The following is a 16913-nucleotide window of genomic DNA, read 5'->3' as shown; positions in this document are numbered from 1 at the left end:
AATCCTTGTCTGGGGTGCTTATGGTTCGAGCGTCATGCCAAGATCGGCGGTAAGGATGGCACCACGCATTGCACTTGATTGGTCAGAGACCAGGAATGCGGTGATATTGGCCACCTCCTCCGGTTCTACCAGCCAGCGGCGCGGAGCATCTTCATAACGCTGGAACATTTCTGGCCACAGCTCCTTGAGGAATGGCGCCATATCGGTATTCACCACCCCGGCGCACAGCCCGTTGACGCGGATATTGCGGTCATACAATTCCACTTCCAGATAACGCACCAGATTCTCCAATGCCGATTTGGCCACCCCCAGCGGGTACTTTGGCAATACGCGCTGGCTACCGAGGCTGGAAATCGCACAAATCGTGCCGCCCTGCGTCATCATCGGCACCACTTCCTGCACACAGGCGGTGTTGCCTATCAGGTTGGTGTTGAGCAACAGCTTCCAGTCATTACGCGTCATTTCCATAAAGGGCTTGAACGGTGCGGCAGCGGCATTCAGTACCAGGTGGTCAATGCGTTCGATACCTTCCTGCTTGAGCTTTTTCACCATCTCGCTGATATCGCGCGTCTCGGAGATATCCGCTTTGGCCAATGTCACCTTCACCCGGGTTTCTGCTGCCACAAAACGTTGCAGGTTGGCGGCGCTCTTGCCCTGATCCTTGCGGTAGTTGAGGATCAGGTCATAGCCCTCTTGCGCCAGTTTTTCGGCTATCGCCATCCCAATGCCACGGCCTGCGCCAGTAATCAGTACGGTTTGTCCTTTTGACATCTCTTTTCTCCCTGAGGGTGTTAAACAAAGCGGAAAGCTTCCGCAATAACCAGTTTCGATGCCCGGCGCGCCGGGATAATGGAGGCAATCAGTGCCGTCACCAGTGGCAACGCGCACGAGAACCAGAACAGGTTGATGTCCTGATCCCACATCACGAAGGCCAGATAGCCTTGGGTATATCCAGGCGAAGGCGGCATCGGTATGCCGTTGATATTGATGATGGAGGCGATCAGGATGCCGAAGCTGACGCTCAGCACGGAGCCGATAATGCCAATGATGATCCCTTCCAGCACAAACAGGCGGCCAATGTAAGATTGGTTGAGGCCCAACGCGCGCAACGTGGCGATTTCGCGGGTACGTTCGATAACGTTCATCATCAGGGTGTTACCGATCATAAACACCACGATGACGCTGACTATCGACTTGATAAACAGGAAGATCCCTTCAAACAGATTCACCACCTGATGATAGAAAATCGCCAGCTCATCCCAGGATCGGGCTTCCAGGTTGAGGTGCTTCTCGCTGATAAGCTGATTGATCCGTGCCAGCACCGCTTCGGTCTGTTCGGTGTCCTGCAACATAATGATGATCTTGCTGACATCTTGGGTCTGTAACAGGCGCTGGGCGGTTTGCAGCGGCATCTTGATCGCCGTGTCGTCATACTCTTTGATACCGGACTGGAATACGCCCCGCACCTGTGAAGACATGGCGTTTTGCCCGCCCTGCGGGTTGACCACCAACATATCGACCCAATTGCCGTAGCCCGCAGTTAAGGCATTGGCAATGCCGGAACCGATGGTGATGTCCTGCTGTTCGACACGAGACAGGTCGCTGCCAGAGATGATTTTATCCAGTGACCCCAGCACCAACGAAGTTTGTGGCTCGATCCCCACGCCGGTAAAGAAAGTGGAAGCCCCGGTGTCATACTGGGAAATAATGCCGGTAAATGCCAGTTGCCCGGTAATGGTGGCGATCTTCGGCGCAATCAGCGGATCGGCCAGCAGAATGTTTTTCACATCATCGTAATTATTGATGGTGTACTGCAGCGAGTTGTTGGCACCGCTGGTGAGATACCCTTTCTCGTACAACTGGATATGCCCGAGGTTGGTACGGATGGTTTGCTCACGCAGCGCCCAGAACGAGTAATCGACAAAGCCACCGAAGATAAACACCGCCACGCCACCCAGCGTGATCGCCAACAGGGTGACCCCCGAACGACGACGCTGGCGGAACAGGTTCAGGAAGGTGTAACGGATATCGGTAGGCTTGCGGATCGCGGTCACGATCACCACCAACAAGGCATAAACGATAATGATGTTGGAGATCCAGAACAGGATGTTCATCATAGCTGTACCTCCGCCAGCGGCTGAATAATGGTGCTCAGTTCGGCAGGCGTCCATTCAGGGGCCGAGCCGCTTTGCAGCCCGGCCAGGCGTTTACCCTCTTCGCCCATTTGCGCCAGTTCGGCCCAGGCCTCTTTGGCTTGCGCATCATGTTTGCAACTGGCCATCGCACGCGCAGACATCAGCGTCATCATCGGCTTCAATTCCACCGGCACTGCCGGGCTTTGCTGTAAATAGTTCAGGTCTTTCAGCGCGACGACGCAACGGCCATTGGTCGCGGGCACAAATGCATCCATCCGGGCCCGCAGAAAACGCATCTGCCAGTCGTTTTCCTCGGTTTCTGCCGCTTCATCAATGTAGAAAAACCCAGCTTTGAGGTCTCGGCCGCACGCAGGTAGTTCTTTTTGGCCAGAAAATCCGTTGCCATAAACAACTGGCCATAGCCGTAAAACATCTTGGCCACCCGGTAATCCGGATACTGTCGATACAGCGTCTGTAACTGGTTGGTCGCACTGGTCAATGTACTCATCGGTGCCTGCGCATTGACTGCCAGGATCGCCTGCAAGCGCGGGTTACTTTGTGCTTCCTGCTGTAACTGCGCCAGAGTGGTGGCCTGAGCCAGGCCACTGGCCAGCAATAATAAAGTGACAGCGTAACGCTTAAGCGGTAAGAAAATCATTTTCCAACTCCCCATCCCTGATTTCCAACACCCGTTTGGCCCGATCGCGCAGCGTCAATGAGTGAGTGGAAATAACAAACGTGGTTTTCAGTTCCTGATTCATGGTGAGCAGCAAATCGACGATCTCCTGCCCGGTACGGGTGTCCAGGTTGCCGGTAGGTTCGTCAGCGACGATCAGCCGTGGTCGTTTTACCAGCGCACGGGCGATTGCCACCCGCTGCTGTTGCCCACCGGAAAGCTCACCGGGTGGCCGCTTGTAATGCGCCGCCAGCCCTACTTTTTCAATCATGTCCATCACCTGATCCTGCGCCACGCGGCGGCTGAAACCGTTAAGCATCAGTGGGTAGTAAACGTTGTCGAACACGCTCAGAACCGGCAGCAGGTTAAAGAACTGGAAGACGAAGCCGATAGCGTCGGCACGCAAACGAGCGGTCTGTTTGTCATTAAGCGTCGACAGATCGTTGCCCAGCAGATAGACGTGACCACCGGTGGGATAATCGATACCGGCCATCAGATTAAGCAGCGTGCTTTTGCCACTGCCGGAAGGCCCGCATAACGCGATAAATTCGCCGTCATGAATTTCTGCCGTGATCGCCCCCAGTGCCACAATGGCACCCGGCCCTTTACCGAAACATTTGCTGGCCTGTTGCATCGACACAACGGGCAGCGGTTGTGCTGTCTGTAGCATGGTCATGGTTTTTCCTGATGGTTTGACGGTAAGTTGGAAGCTTCCGGTACCAGCAACAGGCGGTAATTGGCGGAAATTTCATACACCAGATAGCCGTCGCGATTGACCCATGAATGGCGGTTCATCTCTTGGTTATTGCCTGTCGATTCGATCAGGCAAAGATCGTTGAACCGTTCGGCAACGCCCGGTAAGCGCAGGTCGGTGATCCCGACATAGCGGCTGAGGCCGAAAGCGACCTCCCCGCTGATAGGGATTAACATGCGGGCCCGGCGTTGGGTGCCAGTTAGCTGGGCACTGCATGGGATCGGAAAACGCAGCGCGAACAGAGTGAGATCGAATTGGGTTTTATCGATGGTCTTCCGGCTGTTGCCTTGTTTATCAACGATGTTCAGCGTCAGGACTGCACCTTGGGCTGGAAGCTCACCTTGGACCGTGCGGCTCTTACCGTCGTTGTTTTCCTGCAGGGTATAACTCAGGCTGTTATCCAGCCCGTAAATCACTTCATCCTGATATTGATAATGGCGCGTGCTGAACAGAACTTTCCAGGAGAAGGCAATGCTGGCCTGCTGCACATAACGCTTATGCTGCTGGTCCCAACGCTGGGTCACACGGTATTCGCCAATCGGTGTTTCACCTTGCAGAGGCAGGATGTGATACACCGCCCGGTAATCCTTCACCGGCTGGGCTTGCAGCGGCAAGGCTATCAGCGCCACCAACGCCGACAGAAAATACATCTTCATGGTTGCACCTCCGGCACCCAGTTCTCCAGCAGCCAGGCTCCCCCTTCACCATCAAGCACGCTCAGCATGCTATGGCCGGTGATATGACTTTGTTGCAGGTATTGCCAGGCCAACGCCGGATTCATGCAGCCACTGTCGCCATACATCTCACTGAGTGACACACAGGCCAGATTGGCGGGCAGTTGTTCAAAAGCCTGGCGTTGCAAAGCACGCATTGACAGCGCTGGCGGCGCTACGCCTAAAATCGCGTGCGTATCCGTCCCGATATATTCTTTGCAGTGGTCGGCCAGCAGCACCGCCCGTTGATGCAATGAGCCCGGCAGGAGCCGATAGTCGCTCAGATGCAAGGCCACGCCCTGGCCCGGCTGTTTTTTCAAGATCAGACAGCCGACCCGCTCAACGCTGAACTGGCTGTTAGCCGGTGTTTTTCCCCGTTTGGAGGAGGAGAGAAAACGCTGGGTTTCCGAGAAAACCAGCACTGGAAAGCTGCGGAACTGACCACAAATAATGACATTATCGGCCATATTGCTGTTCAGGCAGTCTTGCGCCACCCGCAGAGCGTTCATCAAGCCGTTACGCTCACCACGCAATTTGCAGGTGAAATCCTTGATGCCATAATCCCGTACGATATTTTTGGGTAGAATATCGACGCTCAAGGAATCGCGCCAGCTGTTAACCCCTTCAAAAACAGAAGTTTCTCCCCAGGAATCAACATAAATCAACGCATTGCGCTCATGGCGCAGGCGGAACTCCCCTTTGCTTCCCAACTGGGCCACCGCCTGAGTACAAGCCGCACTCATGCCGTTGAGCCAGTCGCGATAGTTGGCTTTGCGCAACGCCTCTTCCGGCAGCGTTTCACCATCGACACCAAATCGCTTGAACAGCCAGCGGTGGCTGCCCGCCTTGGCGTTGGCCTTCTTGTGCCACCATGCTTCCCACACGTTGTACCAGCTGGGGAAAAACGCTGCATGGGCGCACGTGGCTCCAGCAGTGAAAACCCCACCAGATTGATGGCAGCCGCTGGGACTACTCGTTTAACCGTGTTCATGCGTTGTCTCCTTGCTGGCGGAGATCACCATCGCGATGGCCGAGCCATCGAGCCCGATACCTGATTTGAGGATGTGCTGTTGTTCCAATACCAACGGCGGGCTATCGGCATGAACGTGAATTTGCAGGCTGGTGTCGATCGGATAACGCGTGGTCATCGCCAGCAGGCGGCGCTGCTGTAACGCATCGGCCGCCAACATCAGATCCAGTAAGCCGCAACAGGTCACCATGTAACCGACCTGCCCCTTGTAACTGACCACCGGGATCCCTGATTTGCCCCAGATTTTTTGCAGCGCCATGCCTTCCGCTTTATCACTGGCGATAACACCATTGGCATGAGGAAAGACGCAGGCTATATCTTGCGCCGTGAGTTCTGCATCCTGTAATGCGCGCTCAAGCGTCTGGGCTATGGTGCGAAAATCCGCCGTAAATGAACTGCTGCCCCGCGCACCACTGCTCTGGCAAAACACTGAACTGCTTAAACTGACCGCAGGGGTATAGTGGCGTTGGCTGGCATGCTGCTCACTTTCCATGATCAGCGCCACCGCTCCGTTGGTCGGCAGGATGCAGCTATTATGGCTGCTGAACGGCTGCGAGCCGTCTTCACCCAGCATGTCCTGGCCGCCCAGGAAAATAATGTCCTGCGCCAGGGTTTCCAGCCAGCCAATAACCAAAACCAGATCGGCCTCGTTGGCTGCAATGGCCGACTGAGCCAGATGAACCGCCGCCAAAGAGGAGTTACTGGCACAATAAAGCGAAACGGGTGGCCAACTGAGGTGATAACTTTGCGTCAACTGCTGCGCCAGGCTGTCCTGCTGATAACTGTTGGCGTGCAGCCGTTTGATTTTCGGGAAAAACAGCAGCTCTTCCTGATCGTTACGATCCTGATAGCCGAGGAAATCAGCGATGTTCGGGCGTTCACCGTGGCCGACCAGATAAACCCGAACCCGCTTCCCCTGTAATTGCTCCGGGCTCAGGTTCGCTCCGGCCAGCGCCTGGGCGATCACCGGTTGCAGGCGGGCAAAAACCGAGTCGAAGGGCTTAACATCCGCAGCATAGTGCGGATTACAGCTCAAGCGCAGATCCTGCCACTCGCTTTTGGTGGCAAACCAGGGTTGTGTGCTGACCAGCCGCCCTTCGACCAAGCCGTTAATCAGCGCCGGAAAATCCGGCGCATAGGCACTGGTGACGCCCCAACCACTCAGGACGACATGCTGTTTCACACCATGCTCCTCAGCACCACGGCATAGTGGTTGCCACCTTCCGTTGCGCCGAGCACCAAGGCGTTACGGACGGTTTTCTTCAGCGGTTGCGTCACAAAGGCAATATCATCCGCACAGAAGTCCCTGGTGTAAGGAATCGGCAGAATTTCGCCCCGCTTCATGATCTCGGTGATCACCGCGATGTTGAGGATACCAATGCTGGACTCCACCAGGCCAAACCAGGCGTTGTAGTTGACAAACGGCAGGTTGTGGCGGGCCTCGCCAAAGGCGCTGCGGATGGCGCCGATTTCCACGGCATCACGGGCCGGAGTCCCGTCACTGGTGCCACAGATCAGATCGACCTGTTCCGGCTGGAGACCGGCCTCTTGCAGAGCCTGATGGATGGCGGCCGACATGGTTTGAACTCGGGTAGCCATATCGTCTGGGGCAAAATAGCAGCCGTCGTTGGACTTGCCGTAACCAACAATCTCCGCATGGATATGAGCCCCACGTTCCTGAGCGTGTTGCAGATCTTCAATCAGCAACATCCCCGCCCCTTCACCAGGGATAAAGCCCTTGGCGTTACTGCCGTAGACTTTAAAATCTGCCGGGTCGCGGGTCAGTTGCAGATCGCTGTTCAGCGCTTGCAGGTAGATGGCGAAGGTGCTCATATTTTCATCGGACCCCCCACAATCATCTGCGGCTGCAGATCCTGACGAACCAGTTCGTAGCCATAAGTCAACGCCCCCAGCCCGGCGTTGATACCGGTAGCCAGCGAGGTGTTGTAACCCTTGATCCCTTCAGAAATCGAACAGAAGGTTGAAATAGCGTTCATCAGTGAACCTGGGAATTCCGAGGTACGTACCTTGGTTGGGTCCGGGAACAGGCTTTGCAGGTAACGATCTACCGTGGCTTGTGGCCCTTTGGACATGCCAAGGATCATGCCGAGCGTCTGGCCATCGCGCTTGATTTTGCGCCCGGCATCCGTCATGGCCTGGGTAATCGCCAACAGTGCAAAGGTGCTGATGGTATTAGCCTTGCGCGGGTCGAACCGGCGCAGGGTTTTACGCACGTCCAGATCCAGCACCTGGTGTACCCCGGTCGGCGTATCCAGCTCCTTATCGATATCCAGATTGCCAAAACGGTTCTGAACGTAATCGAGCACTTCGCGGTTGTTCTTCATGGTGTTGAAGATTTCGCGGAAATCCTGGCGGGCCGTGGCGTCCAGCAGCAGGGGATGAAGCTGTGGCAAGAGTTCCTGCGCCCACATTTTTTCCAGGATCTCATGCAGGGTGTGGCCTACCGAGCTGACTGCGCCCATACCGGTGATCGCCACTCGCTTGGGCTGATATTGGCTTGCGGGACTCTGCTCCGGCTTCACGCTGGCGATCACACAACAGTTGTTACCGCCGAAAGCGTAATTGTTCTTCATGAACATTTTGACTTCGCCTTCCTGGAACTCATTGGGAACATAGTTGAGATCGCAGTTTGGACGTGGCGTGCTGAAGTTGAGTGTTGGCAGGATCTTGTTTTCCGGCAGCGTCAGGAAACAGGCGGTCAGTTCAATAATCCCGGCAGAACCGATATTGTGGCCGACATAGGCTTTGGTCGAACTGACTGGAATATCCTTGATATTCGGAAACACTTTCTTCATGGCCAGTGTTTCACAGCGGTCATTGGCTTCGGTACCGGTGCCATGGGCGTTGATATAGTCAATATTCTCTGGCCCGATCGCGGCATTTTGCATGGCGTGGCGCATGACCTGCACCGCACCATCACCGCGCGGATCTGGCGCCGTTTCATGATAGGCATCACAAGAGGTGGCATAAGACACCATTTCGCCATAGATGGTGGCGCCACGGGCGACTGCGTGTTCGTACTCTTCCAGCAACAGTGCACCGGCACCTTCACCAATCGACATACCCGGGGTGCCAGAGAATGGGCTGGAAGGTGTACGCTTCATGGCATGCAAGGCGTAGAAACCGGCAAAAGTTGGCAGGTAGATAGGCTCTGTCCCCACCACCAGAACGGTGGCATTCTTGCCGTTCTGGATCTGATCGTAACCAATGCCCATGGCGTTGGTGCTGGCGGTACAGGCTGTGGCTACCAGCTCAAAACCGCCCTTCAGACCCAGCAAGGAGGAAACAATGGCGCTACAGGAAGCGAAGCTGCCGGAGACCATGGCTTTTTTCAACGAAAAACGTTCCATTCGATGTTCGATCAACGGAATGAAGGCTTCGGTACCGGCAGAGGAAACCCCGATGATCAACCCGGTTTTATCACGCAGTTCACCACGAGGTAATTGCCCTTGAACCAACGCTTCATGGCCGACCTTATAGGCCCACAGTGCAGCGTTATCCAATGAAGCAACGGTTTCGGCGGGCAGGTCTGGCCAACTCAGCGGCTGCAATACCTCAGAAGCGTTCGCATCCTCGAACCATTCGAGGTACTTTTCGCTGGGTTTGATACCGCAGGTTTTGTTCAGCAGAGCCTGTTTGAATTCAGCAACGTTAGTGGCGATGGAAGAGAGGTGACCCATACCGGTGATCACCACTCGTTTGCGAGTGACTGTCATAGTGTCTTCCGTGTCAGCAAACCAGAAATCGAATGTGGGTGCGCCATGTCGCCATGGCGCAGGAGAGCGTTATGCTTTTGGTGCGTTATCTTCGGCCTTGGCCGCTTCTGCGGCGGCAAGTGCTTCTTTTTCCGCCTGCTCTTTTTCTTCCTTCAGCTTTTGCCACTCAAACTGTTGCAGCAGGTCACGCGGACGGGTGCTGTCGATATAGCTGTGTTCTGAAGGGTTGATCAGGAAGCTGTAGTTACGCGCAAAAGGCACCGCTGATGTGGTCACCGCTACCGGGCCATCTGCCGTAATAACCTGGTAAGCATCAATGTCTGCCCAGGCCCAGGCATCCGTCAGGAACAAACGGCCCAGACAGGCTTCCAGATCCGCTGAATAGTCACAAACGATCACTTCACCTACGCAGTTATCTTCGAACATCACCTTGTCGCCACGCTGCGGTATCGATTGCGGTTTACCGGCAATCATCATACCCACGGCGCGGTGAGATACGCCCTGCTCTACACGTTCGCTCAGACTTTCCAGGCCAGTGAAAGCCTCTTTGTCGTAGCGCACGGCCCATTGCATTTGCAACGAAATCGGGCAGCCGGTGTAGGCGTTAAACATGTCAGGTTCCCAGCAAGGGTTTTCCAGACGCACCATGCGTTGGTAGTTCAGGCCACCGGTGCGCATATCGTACTTCTCACCGGCTTCCAGCATCTGTGTCCAAACGTCGGCCAACAGGTCCTGTGGCCCCATCAGCTTGTAGGAGTACTCGCCATGTTTGCCGCTGCGCAGCAGGATCAGGTCATCCTCAACGTGCATATGTTCCTGGAACGGCAGGCCAATCACGTCCATGCCATACACTTCTGCCAGCAGTTCCCAGGCATACGGACCTTCAAAGTGCAACATACCCCACTCTGGCGTCAGTGATTCGATAGATTCAATATCCTCGAATTCCTCTTCATTGCCCGCCAGTTTGAGACGCAGCATCTCGCACAGCGCTTCACCGCTGACCCACTCCGATAACAGCAGAAAACGCTCGTCATCGCAGGCGATATACAGATCGGTGATAATATTGCCCGCGTCATCAAGGATCAGGCTGTACATCGCCTGTTCATCGCGGATCGACGAAACATCGCCAGCGACCAATTGGTTGAGCAATGACCAGGCACTCTCCCCGCTGATGGCCGCGATGCCAAAATGAGAGTAGTCGGACAGCAGAATATGTTGGCGGACCGCTTTGTGTTCTTCTTGCTCCGCGCAATAGCTCAGGGGAATGGCTACGCCGTTACGTTCCCCCATCACTGCCCCGTTCTGCTGATGAATTTCAGTGAGTTTGGTCATTCCTTGTCCGCTCCTGCTGGTGTTGCCGTTTCGTCGTTGGTTTCTTCCCCCTGCTTGGCGATAACAAATGAAGCCAGGGTGTTGACACTGCGCATATAGGAAGGGTCATCGCCCTCTTTAACGCGGATACCAAAGGTTTCGTCAAGCAGGACGATAACCTCGGTGGCATCTACCGAATCCAGCTTTAACCCACTGCCAAACAGCGGCGTGTCATCATCAATCTGTTTGACGCTCTGGTAGAGATTGAGGCGTTCTATCAGGCCTGTTTTGATTTTTTCCAGCACAACCTTGCGCTGTTCAATGGTTTCAATAAGCGCGATGCTACTCATAGCGGCGTTTCTCCCTGTTAATTAATCTGCATACCTTTGCTTTCCGCATTGCTGCGAGCAGTACGGAAATTCACAATACGTCCAACACACACTATGCTGCGGCCTACTCGCGCTTCGACTTCGTAGTGGTGGAAACCATTCACATCGGCGAAAGCCAAACGGCTATTTACTTCAATGGTGTCGCCCGGCGTGACCATGTTCTTGTACTTCACATCCTGGGAGGCCAACACGCCGATAATGCGCTCACGTTCGGCCAGGACACGTTTTGCCCCTTCCGAGGTATGCAGGGCTCGTGATACCTCGTCGAACTTCTTCAGCGGCTGCTGGGTTTCGCGTTCGTGCAGTTGGCAGAAATCATTCAGCAGGCTCAGGTATTCGCTGGACTGTCCAAAGATCTCGGCAATCATCACCCCGGGCATTACCGGGTTATCCGGGAAGTGCCCCGGAATATAGGATTCGTTAAAGGTGACGTGCTTGATGACGGTGATCGATCCCTTTTCACCCGGTGAGAAATCTACGATACGGTCAACCATAAATATCGGAGCTCGCCATGCGCCCATCTTCAAAAGCAAATTGGATGAAACTAAACTCTTGTTATAATTAGCCATGCAACATTCCTGTCGTTTAACGCATCACCAGGCCGCCATCGGCCACCAGAGTCTGACCCACGATATAGCTGGATGCGTCTGAGCTTAAGAAAGCCACCACATTGGCGATCTCGTCAACACGACCAAGACGCTTCAAAGGGATAGCGGACATCACGGTGCGCACAATCTGGCGCGGCACTTTTTTCACCATTCTTGATTCGATCATGCCTGGTGCCACGGCATTGACCCGGATCCCTTTCGCCGCCATTTCATTGGCCAGGGTGCGGGTAAAACCGATAATCCCGGCTTTGGCGGCGCTATAGTTGGTCTGCCCAAAACTGGAAGTCACGCCGGATACTGATGAAATATTGACCACCGTCGAGTTACGTGCGTGGCGCAATAAAGGCAATAACTGTTTGGTCATCGAGAAAGTGCCATACAAATTGACCTTAATAACCTGATCAAACTCTTCATAGGTCATCGCGGAAAATACGTTGTCTTTATATATCCCTGCGTTGTTAACCAGCACATGTATCGCTTTAGCCTGTTTTTCAAGCTGCTCGACCCACTGGGAAACGGCGTCGACATCGGCAATGTCACACTGTTGGATATGTAAATTATCCCCTTGGGGATGTGAGGACTTTAATTTTTCCAGTCCGCTATTATCGTGATGGTAAATAGCGTAGACATTGGCATTCTGCTTAAGATACTTCTCGCAAATAGCCAAGCCAATATCACCACTGGCGCCGGTGATAACGACATTCTTAGCCTCAAGATCGGGATAGTGAGACATAAATATTCCCTTATTTTAATAATTAACCCAATGCCGCAGCGGCAATGGCATGCGACTGACAATGAGAAATACTCAGTGAGGAACTCGTCAGTTTTTTTCTTGCATCAATTTGGCAAATTCACCGCTGAAAGAATAATAAGGGCAACCCAAATCATCATGTCTGATTTCAATGTCATGGAATAGGATCCCCAGACGAAACCCAGTACCTAGCGCCTTCACAGCGGCCTCTTTAGCCGCCCAGAAGCCAGCTACCCGCTCAACGTTTTCTGCCAGATCGCCAAGAGACTCTTGTTCTGCCGGTGTTAACAAGCGTTGCACCAACCTATTACCGCTGCGTGTTAACGCGGTATTTACTCGTGCGATTTCGATAATATCTACACCCAGATTCATCCGTATCGGCTCATTCCATAAATCCATTAGCGCAACTTTGCGCGAAAGCAAAAATAATATGCACATAGCGAAAGCTGCGAGCCACAATTAAATTGCAATAGGATATAGTCTACTTTTCTGACGGAGATGTTATCGCAAAATGTTTAAATTAATCAATAAAGCCCCAGTAAAAAACACCATGAATAAATAAAATAGCACATTCAACTGCTTTTTGATGTAAATTACAGAATTATATTCCAGAAAAATATTATCAGTGGTTGTATCTGTCTTTTTTTATTGGTTAGGTGAAATTAACTTTTGTATAAACATCAGCTTTATTTAGGAATAATCACATGAAGCGAGATCTATTCTTGGTTAATCCGAGAAATAACTTAATTCATAAAAAAGATATATCCGCAAAATGCGGCATTTAACTCAAATTATTAATTTACAGCGTGAATGTATCTACAGGCATACTTACGCTCACGAATAATGATATTCTGTCGCCACGCTGGTGCTGAGCAATAATCAAACAATGAGATTTTTCTATGAGTGCTGCTTGTGTAGGGCGAGTTGCGGATGAACAACCAAAAAATTAAGAATCTTTACCTATCCAATTATTCACCTTGAGAATACATTCATCCCCAGCTTTATCGGAATGTTAATCAGTAATTTTATGGGTAATAAATATGAATCTTAACCGTACCTTTGGCGTAGCCGCTGTGATTATCGCCACCCTTTCTGTGAGCGCCTGTGGACATATGTCCAACCGTGACCGTAACACGGCTATTGGCGCCGGTGTCGGGGCATTGGGCGGAGCCGTGCTGACGGACGGCAGCACGCTTGGAACCTTGGGCGGAGCGGCATTAGGTGGGATCATCGGCCATCAGACCAGCCGCTAACATCAGGCACTAATTTCCTCCGGGGTGAAATTTTCAGATTTTTCGCCCCTTATTGGTTTTTCGCACAACTAACTCTTCGGCGTATCGGGGCATTCTGTTAATCTGCCCCCAATAAATAAATCGCTTAGCCTCGCCGACTGCTCAGACCAAGAAAATCACGAGTCCTTTCCTGTATTATAGGATTTATCCCTATAAATTTCAGACTCTGACAAGTTGAACTGACCATCCTGTGCAGTGCAGAATGCGCGCAGAACAAATGGAGGTTCGGATGGATACCACGGAGAATGTCATTAATTTGTATCAGGGGGCCATCTCCCCTCTGTTACTGGCCACGCTTGAGCAAAAACTGGCAACGGATGGGCAGAAGATCTTACTGTGCCTGGCTGGCATGGGTGCATTGATCCTGCAAAGTACCTGCGACTATCTGCACCGTAATGACAACTCTCATCGTTTCCGTCTGCAAATCCGGCAGGCCCCTATTTTTGAAAGGAACTTTCTGGAAAAGACGTTGAACAAGCCGGCGTCTGCTTTATTGACGATGGTGCTGGATAACCGGCAAAAACATCTGACAAAGCGTTTTGCGGTATTTTATGCGCTAACCCAGGAAGTAGCTGAAAGCCTGTTTTCCATCTCATCTGCGTTAGTGTTCGCGATGTTAGGGCAGTATTTAAACCAACGTGCTCTTCAGTCGCTTTCGCTTAAGGGCTGGCTCGACCAACAGCAACAGATTATTGCCACCGCGCAGCCCTCAGCGGTGCTTACCCAGTTACCAATCCTGATCCCTGCGGATCCTGCGGTTTCCCGTACCGGATCGCTCCCGCCACCAAGGCGCCGTATCTGGCCATGGCTGCTGCTGATATTGTTACTGGCCTCTTTGCTGTTCTCATTGAGTGTCTTCAGCGGGCTGCAACCCAAACCCGATAGCCGTTGGGTTGGCGATCAGGGAGATCTCGCTTATCGCCGTTTAGCGGATGGCAAGCAATTGCATTTGGCGCAACATGGCGTAGAGAATCTGTTAATCAGCTACATTGAGAGCAACGAACGTATCAGTGATAAACGCTGGTTTACGCTTGATCGGCTGCTATTTGCGACCGATAGCACCAACCTGACCCCTGAATCACAGGAGCAGTTGAAGAATATCGTCGATATTCTGCGTGCCTACCCCAATGTGGAAATCCGGCTGGGGGGTTATAACGACAAAACGGGCAATGCGCAGTGGGATCAGCTTTTATCGCAGGATCGTGCCGATGCGGTGCGTATGGCATTGATAAAATACGGTATTAGCGAAGGCCGTGTCAGCGCAGAAGGTTACGGTTCGGCTTATCCTCTGGTGCCCAATGATAGCGAAACCCATCGCGCCAAAAACCGCAGAATCGATCTGCGGGTGATTGAGAAGTAATTGCCTCCGCCTGAGGTCAACTAGAAAACAGAAAACATCTTCGAAAGAGGCTGTTTTTGTGCTGACCCTGCTTCGCTTGCCGCATGGATCACTGGCAATGAATTGATGCTGGGACGTTCAGACCTGCGCCGTTCAAAACAGCGGGTACCCTCTTCTCAACTCTTGGTTTCAGCAACGACCTTCAACGGCTGAGCATCGGGCAGGATATTCATATGCTCAAGCACCTGCGCCATGATTTTGCCAAACACCGGCCCCGCCACTGACCCCCCGAAATGTTTACCTGCTTTAGGGTTATTGACCATCACCACCAGAGCCACCTGCGGATCGCTGGCGGGAGCCACACCGGCGGTATAGTTGATATAACCGCCATCGTATTTGCCATTCGGCCCCATTTTCTCCGCCGTGCCAGTCTTGACCGCCAGCCGGTAGCCTGGCACCGCCGCACTCAGGCCGCTGCCGCCAGGCAAGGCGTCACTCTCCATCATATGCACCACGGTTTTCACCACCTCGGCTGACATGATCTGCTGGCCCAGCACCGGCGGCGTTACTTTGGTGATCGACAGCGGCCGATAGATACCAAAAGAACCGATGGTGGCGTATTCGCGTACCATTTGCAGCGGCGTAACGCGTAAACCATAACCGAAAGAGAATGTGGCACGTTCGATGTCGGCCCAGCGCGCCCGATGTGCTGGCAGGTAACCGCTACTTTCATTGCCGATGCCCAGTTCAGTGGGCCGACCAAGGCCGAAACTGCGGTAGACCGCTGGCAACACCGTGGCTGGCAGCGCCAAGGCAATATGCGAAACGGCAATATCACTGGATTTTTGCAGTACGCCGGTAATGGTCAGTTTTGACCAGTGGCCAACATCTTTGATCAGATGCCCGTTCACCGTATAAGGCGTGGTATCCAGCACGGTATCGGGCCGGATCAACTGATGATCCAAACCCACCATCACTACCACCGGTTTGACCGTGGAGCCAGGCTCAAAGCTGTCGCTGCTACAGACGTTATGGATATCTTTGATCGGGGTATTGGCATAGTTATTCGGATTGAAAGACGGGTAACTGGCCATGCCGAGGATTTCGCCAGTATCTACTTTCACCAGCACCGCACAGCCGGAATCGGCCTGGTTGGCAATTACCCCATCGCGGATCTGGGAGAACAATACGTACTGAATAAATTTATCAATGCTCAGCGTAACATTTGGCGGTGGCACTGGATCGACACTTTTGATCACCCCAATTACCGCACCACTGCCATCTTTCTGATAAACACGCAGGCCATTTTTACCTTGCAGTAGCGAGTTGAAACCCAACTCTATCCCTTCCAGCCCCTGGTTATCCTGCCCGACAATGCCGATCAGGCCTGCCGCATCCTGGCCCATAGGGTAAAAGCGGCTGAAATCCTGTTCGGTGCTGACGCCGGTCAGATGCAATTTGCTGATATAGGCCGCATTGTCATCTTCCACTTTGCGCGCCAGATAGACAAACCGTTTCCTGGGGTTGCTGTGGATCAGCTTTTGAACGTCGCCAAGCGGTATTTTCAGCACGTTAGCCATACTCAGCCAGCGCTCAGTACTGGTATCGGTTTGGCTATCGAGAATATGTTTGGGATCCAACACGATATCTTTGGAAGAGACGCTGACTGCCAGCGCGGCGTCATTGCGATCGGTAATCATTGCACGGTTAGTAGGCACAACCTGAGTGCGGATAGAGCGCTGATCGGCCTGATCGGCTAATTGCTGGTGCTCCATCAATTGCAAGTAGCCCACCCGAAACATCAGCAAGAAAAAGCAAACCAATATCCCGGAACAAATCCACCCAAAACGCACCGTCGAGTAATTCTTACCGCTTTTCTTGTTTGGAGGAGCCACTGTTAACCCTGCGTTTTTATACGGAATATTTATGCATTAAGTCTAACCCTTGGAAGTTTTCTATAAGATTGCAGTTTGTAAGAAAGTAAAAACAGACGCGTTTGATGCCCGATGCTTGCCACTGGTCGCCATAACGCGATGGCTGCCGCAAGGCCTCTCCTTTCCCGTGCAAAGCTCGGGGCAAAGTAGACAATCGGACCTGATAATCATTGGCAATGCTATGGCCACTATGACTATCAACGACGCGGACAATTCCTTCTCTTTGTAGGAGAAGACTAAGATG

Annotated in this window: 16 protein-coding genes and 1 pseudogene; 2 read left to right on the top strand and 15 right to left on the bottom strand. The window is 52.9% G+C overall.

Translation table 11 applies throughout. The features are described from left to right. Positions 1-18: 18 nt before the first annotated feature. The 14 genes and pseudogenes from ACQ86O_RS19195 to acpS all read right to left on the bottom strand — a co-directional run bounded on the left by ACQ86O_RS19195 (position 19) and on the right by acpS (position 12476). Complete coding sequence (locus tag ACQ86O_RS19195; RefSeq protein ID WP_431222434.1) at positions 19-771, bottom strand: SDR family oxidoreductase; 753 nt, start codon at positions 769-771, stop codon at positions 19-21. 20 nt (positions 772-791) lie between these two features. After that, on the bottom strand, positions 792-2117 hold the full coding sequence (locus tag ACQ86O_RS19190) for an ABC transporter permease (RefSeq protein ID WP_431222433.1): 1326 nt from the start codon (positions 2115-2117) through the stop codon (positions 792-794). Beyond that, positions 2114-2398: a hypothetical protein gene (locus ACQ86O_RS19185; RefSeq protein ID WP_431222432.1), complete on the bottom strand. Its 285-nt coding sequence runs from the start codon at positions 2396-2398 to the stop codon at positions 2114-2116. The genes ACQ86O_RS19190 and ACQ86O_RS19185 overlap by 4 nt, the downstream gene beginning before the upstream one ends. Then, positions 2362-2793 carry a hypothetical protein gene (locus ACQ86O_RS19180; protein ID WP_431222431.1) on the bottom strand — a complete coding sequence of 144 codons (432 nt, stop codon included), beginning with the start codon at positions 2791-2793 and terminating at the stop codon, positions 2362-2364. The genes ACQ86O_RS19185 and ACQ86O_RS19180 overlap by 37 nt, the downstream gene beginning before the upstream one ends. Continuing rightward, entirely contained in the window at positions 2774-3481 is a 708-nt protein-coding gene (locus tag ACQ86O_RS19175) for an ABC transporter ATP-binding protein (protein WP_431225775.1), read from the bottom strand. Before ACQ86O_RS19175 ends, ACQ86O_RS19180 begins: the two co-directional genes overlap by 20 nt. Positions 3482-3483: 2 nt before the next feature. Next, a complete protein-coding gene (locus ACQ86O_RS19170; RefSeq protein ID WP_431222430.1) occupies positions 3484-4221 on the bottom strand; it encodes a hypothetical protein in 738 nt (245 codons plus the stop codon). Then, positions 4218-5162 (bottom strand): ATP-binding protein, encoded by a 945-nt coding sequence (locus tag ACQ86O_RS19165; RefSeq protein WP_431222429.1) that lies wholly within the window; start codon positions 5160-5162, stop codon positions 4218-4220. The genes ACQ86O_RS19170 and ACQ86O_RS19165 overlap by 4 nt, the downstream gene beginning before the upstream one ends. 93 nt (positions 5163-5255) lie before the next feature. Then, entirely contained in the window at positions 5256-6491 is a 1236-nt protein-coding gene (locus ACQ86O_RS19160; protein ID WP_431222428.1) for a beta-ketoacyl synthase N-terminal-like domain-containing protein, read from the bottom strand. After that, a pseudogene (locus ACQ86O_RS19155) lies at positions 6488-9045 on the bottom strand (beta-ketoacyl synthase N-terminal-like domain-containing protein). Before ACQ86O_RS19155 ends, ACQ86O_RS19160 begins: the two are co-directional and overlap by 4 nt. A gap of 69 nt (positions 9046-9114) precedes the next feature. Continuing rightward, the gene (locus ACQ86O_RS19150; RefSeq protein WP_431222427.1) at positions 9115-10377 is read right to left on the bottom strand and encodes an aminomethyltransferase family protein; all 1263 of its coding nucleotides are present in this window, start codon (positions 10375-10377) and stop codon (positions 9115-9117) included. Then, positions 10374-10706: an acyl carrier protein gene (locus tag ACQ86O_RS19145; protein ID WP_431222426.1), complete on the bottom strand. Its 333-nt coding sequence runs from the start codon at positions 10704-10706 to the stop codon at positions 10374-10376. The genes ACQ86O_RS19150 and ACQ86O_RS19145 overlap by 4 nt, the downstream gene beginning before the upstream one ends. Positions 10707-10723: 17 nt before the next feature. After that, entirely contained in the window at positions 10724-11239 is a 516-nt protein-coding gene (locus ACQ86O_RS19140; protein ID WP_431222425.1) for a 3-hydroxyacyl-ACP dehydratase FabZ family protein, read from the bottom strand. A 91-nt stretch (positions 11240-11330) separates the two neighbouring features. After that, a complete protein-coding gene (locus ACQ86O_RS19135) occupies positions 11331-12086 on the bottom strand; it encodes an SDR family oxidoreductase (RefSeq protein WP_431222424.1) in 756 nt (251 codons plus the stop codon). Between the two features lie 87 nt (positions 12087-12173). After that, positions 12174-12476: a holo-ACP synthase gene (gene acpS / locus ACQ86O_RS19130; protein WP_431222423.1), complete on the bottom strand. Its 303-nt coding sequence runs from the start codon at positions 12474-12476 to the stop codon at positions 12174-12176. Positions 12477-13144: 668 nt separating this feature from the next. On the opposite strand from acpS, the gene osmB reads away from it, so the two are divergent. Together osmB and ACQ86O_RS19120 are read left to right on the top strand one after the other, a co-directional pair. Further along, positions 13145-13357: an osmotically-inducible lipoprotein OsmB gene (gene osmB, locus ACQ86O_RS19125; protein ID WP_431222422.1), complete on the top strand. Its 213-nt coding sequence runs from the start codon at positions 13145-13147 to the stop codon at positions 13355-13357. A gap of 268 nt (positions 13358-13625) precedes the next feature. Next, positions 13626-14756 carry an OmpA family protein gene (locus ACQ86O_RS19120; protein ID WP_431222421.1) on the top strand — a complete coding sequence of 377 codons (1131 nt, stop codon included), beginning with the start codon at positions 13626-13628 and terminating at the stop codon, positions 14754-14756. Positions 14757-14911: 155 nt separating this feature from the next. On the opposite strand, the gene ACQ86O_RS19115 is transcribed toward ACQ86O_RS19120, so the two are convergent. Next, a complete protein-coding gene (locus ACQ86O_RS19115) occupies positions 14912-16630 on the bottom strand; it encodes a penicillin-binding transpeptidase domain-containing protein (protein ID WP_431222420.1) in 1719 nt (572 codons plus the stop codon). Between the last annotated feature and the right edge of the window lie 283 nt (positions 16631-16913).

This window comes from Serratia sp. L9, assembly GCF_050632285.1.
Classification (GTDB): domain Bacteria; phylum Pseudomonadota; class Gammaproteobacteria; order Enterobacterales; family Enterobacteriaceae; genus Chania.
The sequence above is the reverse complement of the archived record's forward strand: the minus strand, read 5'-3'. Positions and strand labels throughout refer to the sequence as shown.

Coding starts and splice junctions, on each gene's coding strand:
- ACQ86O_RS19195 (WP_431222434.1), bottom strand. CDS start 771: ATGTCAAAAGGACAAACCGTACTGATTACTGGCGCAGGCCGTGGCATT.
- ACQ86O_RS19190 (WP_431222433.1), bottom strand. CDS start 2,117: ATGATGAACATCCTGTTCTGGATCTCCAACATCATTATCGTTTATGCC.
- ACQ86O_RS19180 (WP_431222431.1), bottom strand. CDS start 2,793: ATGATTTTCTTACCGCTTAAGCGTTACGCTGTCACTTTATTATTGCTG.
- ACQ86O_RS19175 (WP_431225775.1), bottom strand. CDS start 3,481: ATGCTACAGACAGCACAACCGCTGCCCGTTGTGTCGATGCAACAGGCC.
- ACQ86O_RS19170 (WP_431222430.1), bottom strand. CDS start 4,221: ATGAAGATGTATTTTCTGTCGGCGTTGGTGGCGCTGATAGCCTTGCCG.
- ACQ86O_RS19150 (WP_431222427.1), bottom strand. CDS start 10,377: ATGACCAAACTCACTGAAATTCATCAGCAGAACGGGGCAGTGATGGGG.
- ACQ86O_RS19145 (WP_431222426.1), bottom strand. CDS start 10,706: ATGAGTAGCATCGCGCTTATTGAAACCATTGAACAGCGCAAGGTTGTG.
- ACQ86O_RS19140 (WP_431222425.1), bottom strand. CDS start 11,239: ATGGTTGACCGTATCGTAGATTTCTCACCGGGTGAAAAGGGATCGATC.
- ACQ86O_RS19135 (WP_431222424.1), bottom strand. CDS start 12,086: ATGTCTCACTATCCCGATCTTGAGGCTAAGAATGTCGTTATCACCGGC.
- acpS (WP_431222423.1), bottom strand. CDS start 12,476: ATGAATCTGGGTGTAGATATTATCGAAATCGCACGAGTAAATACCGCG.
- osmB (WP_431222422.1), top strand. CDS start 13,145: ATGAATCTTAACCGTACCTTTGGCGTAGCCGCTGTGATTATCGCCACC.
- ACQ86O_RS19120 (WP_431222421.1), top strand. CDS start 13,626: ATGGATACCACGGAGAATGTCATTAATTTGTATCAGGGGGCCATCTCC.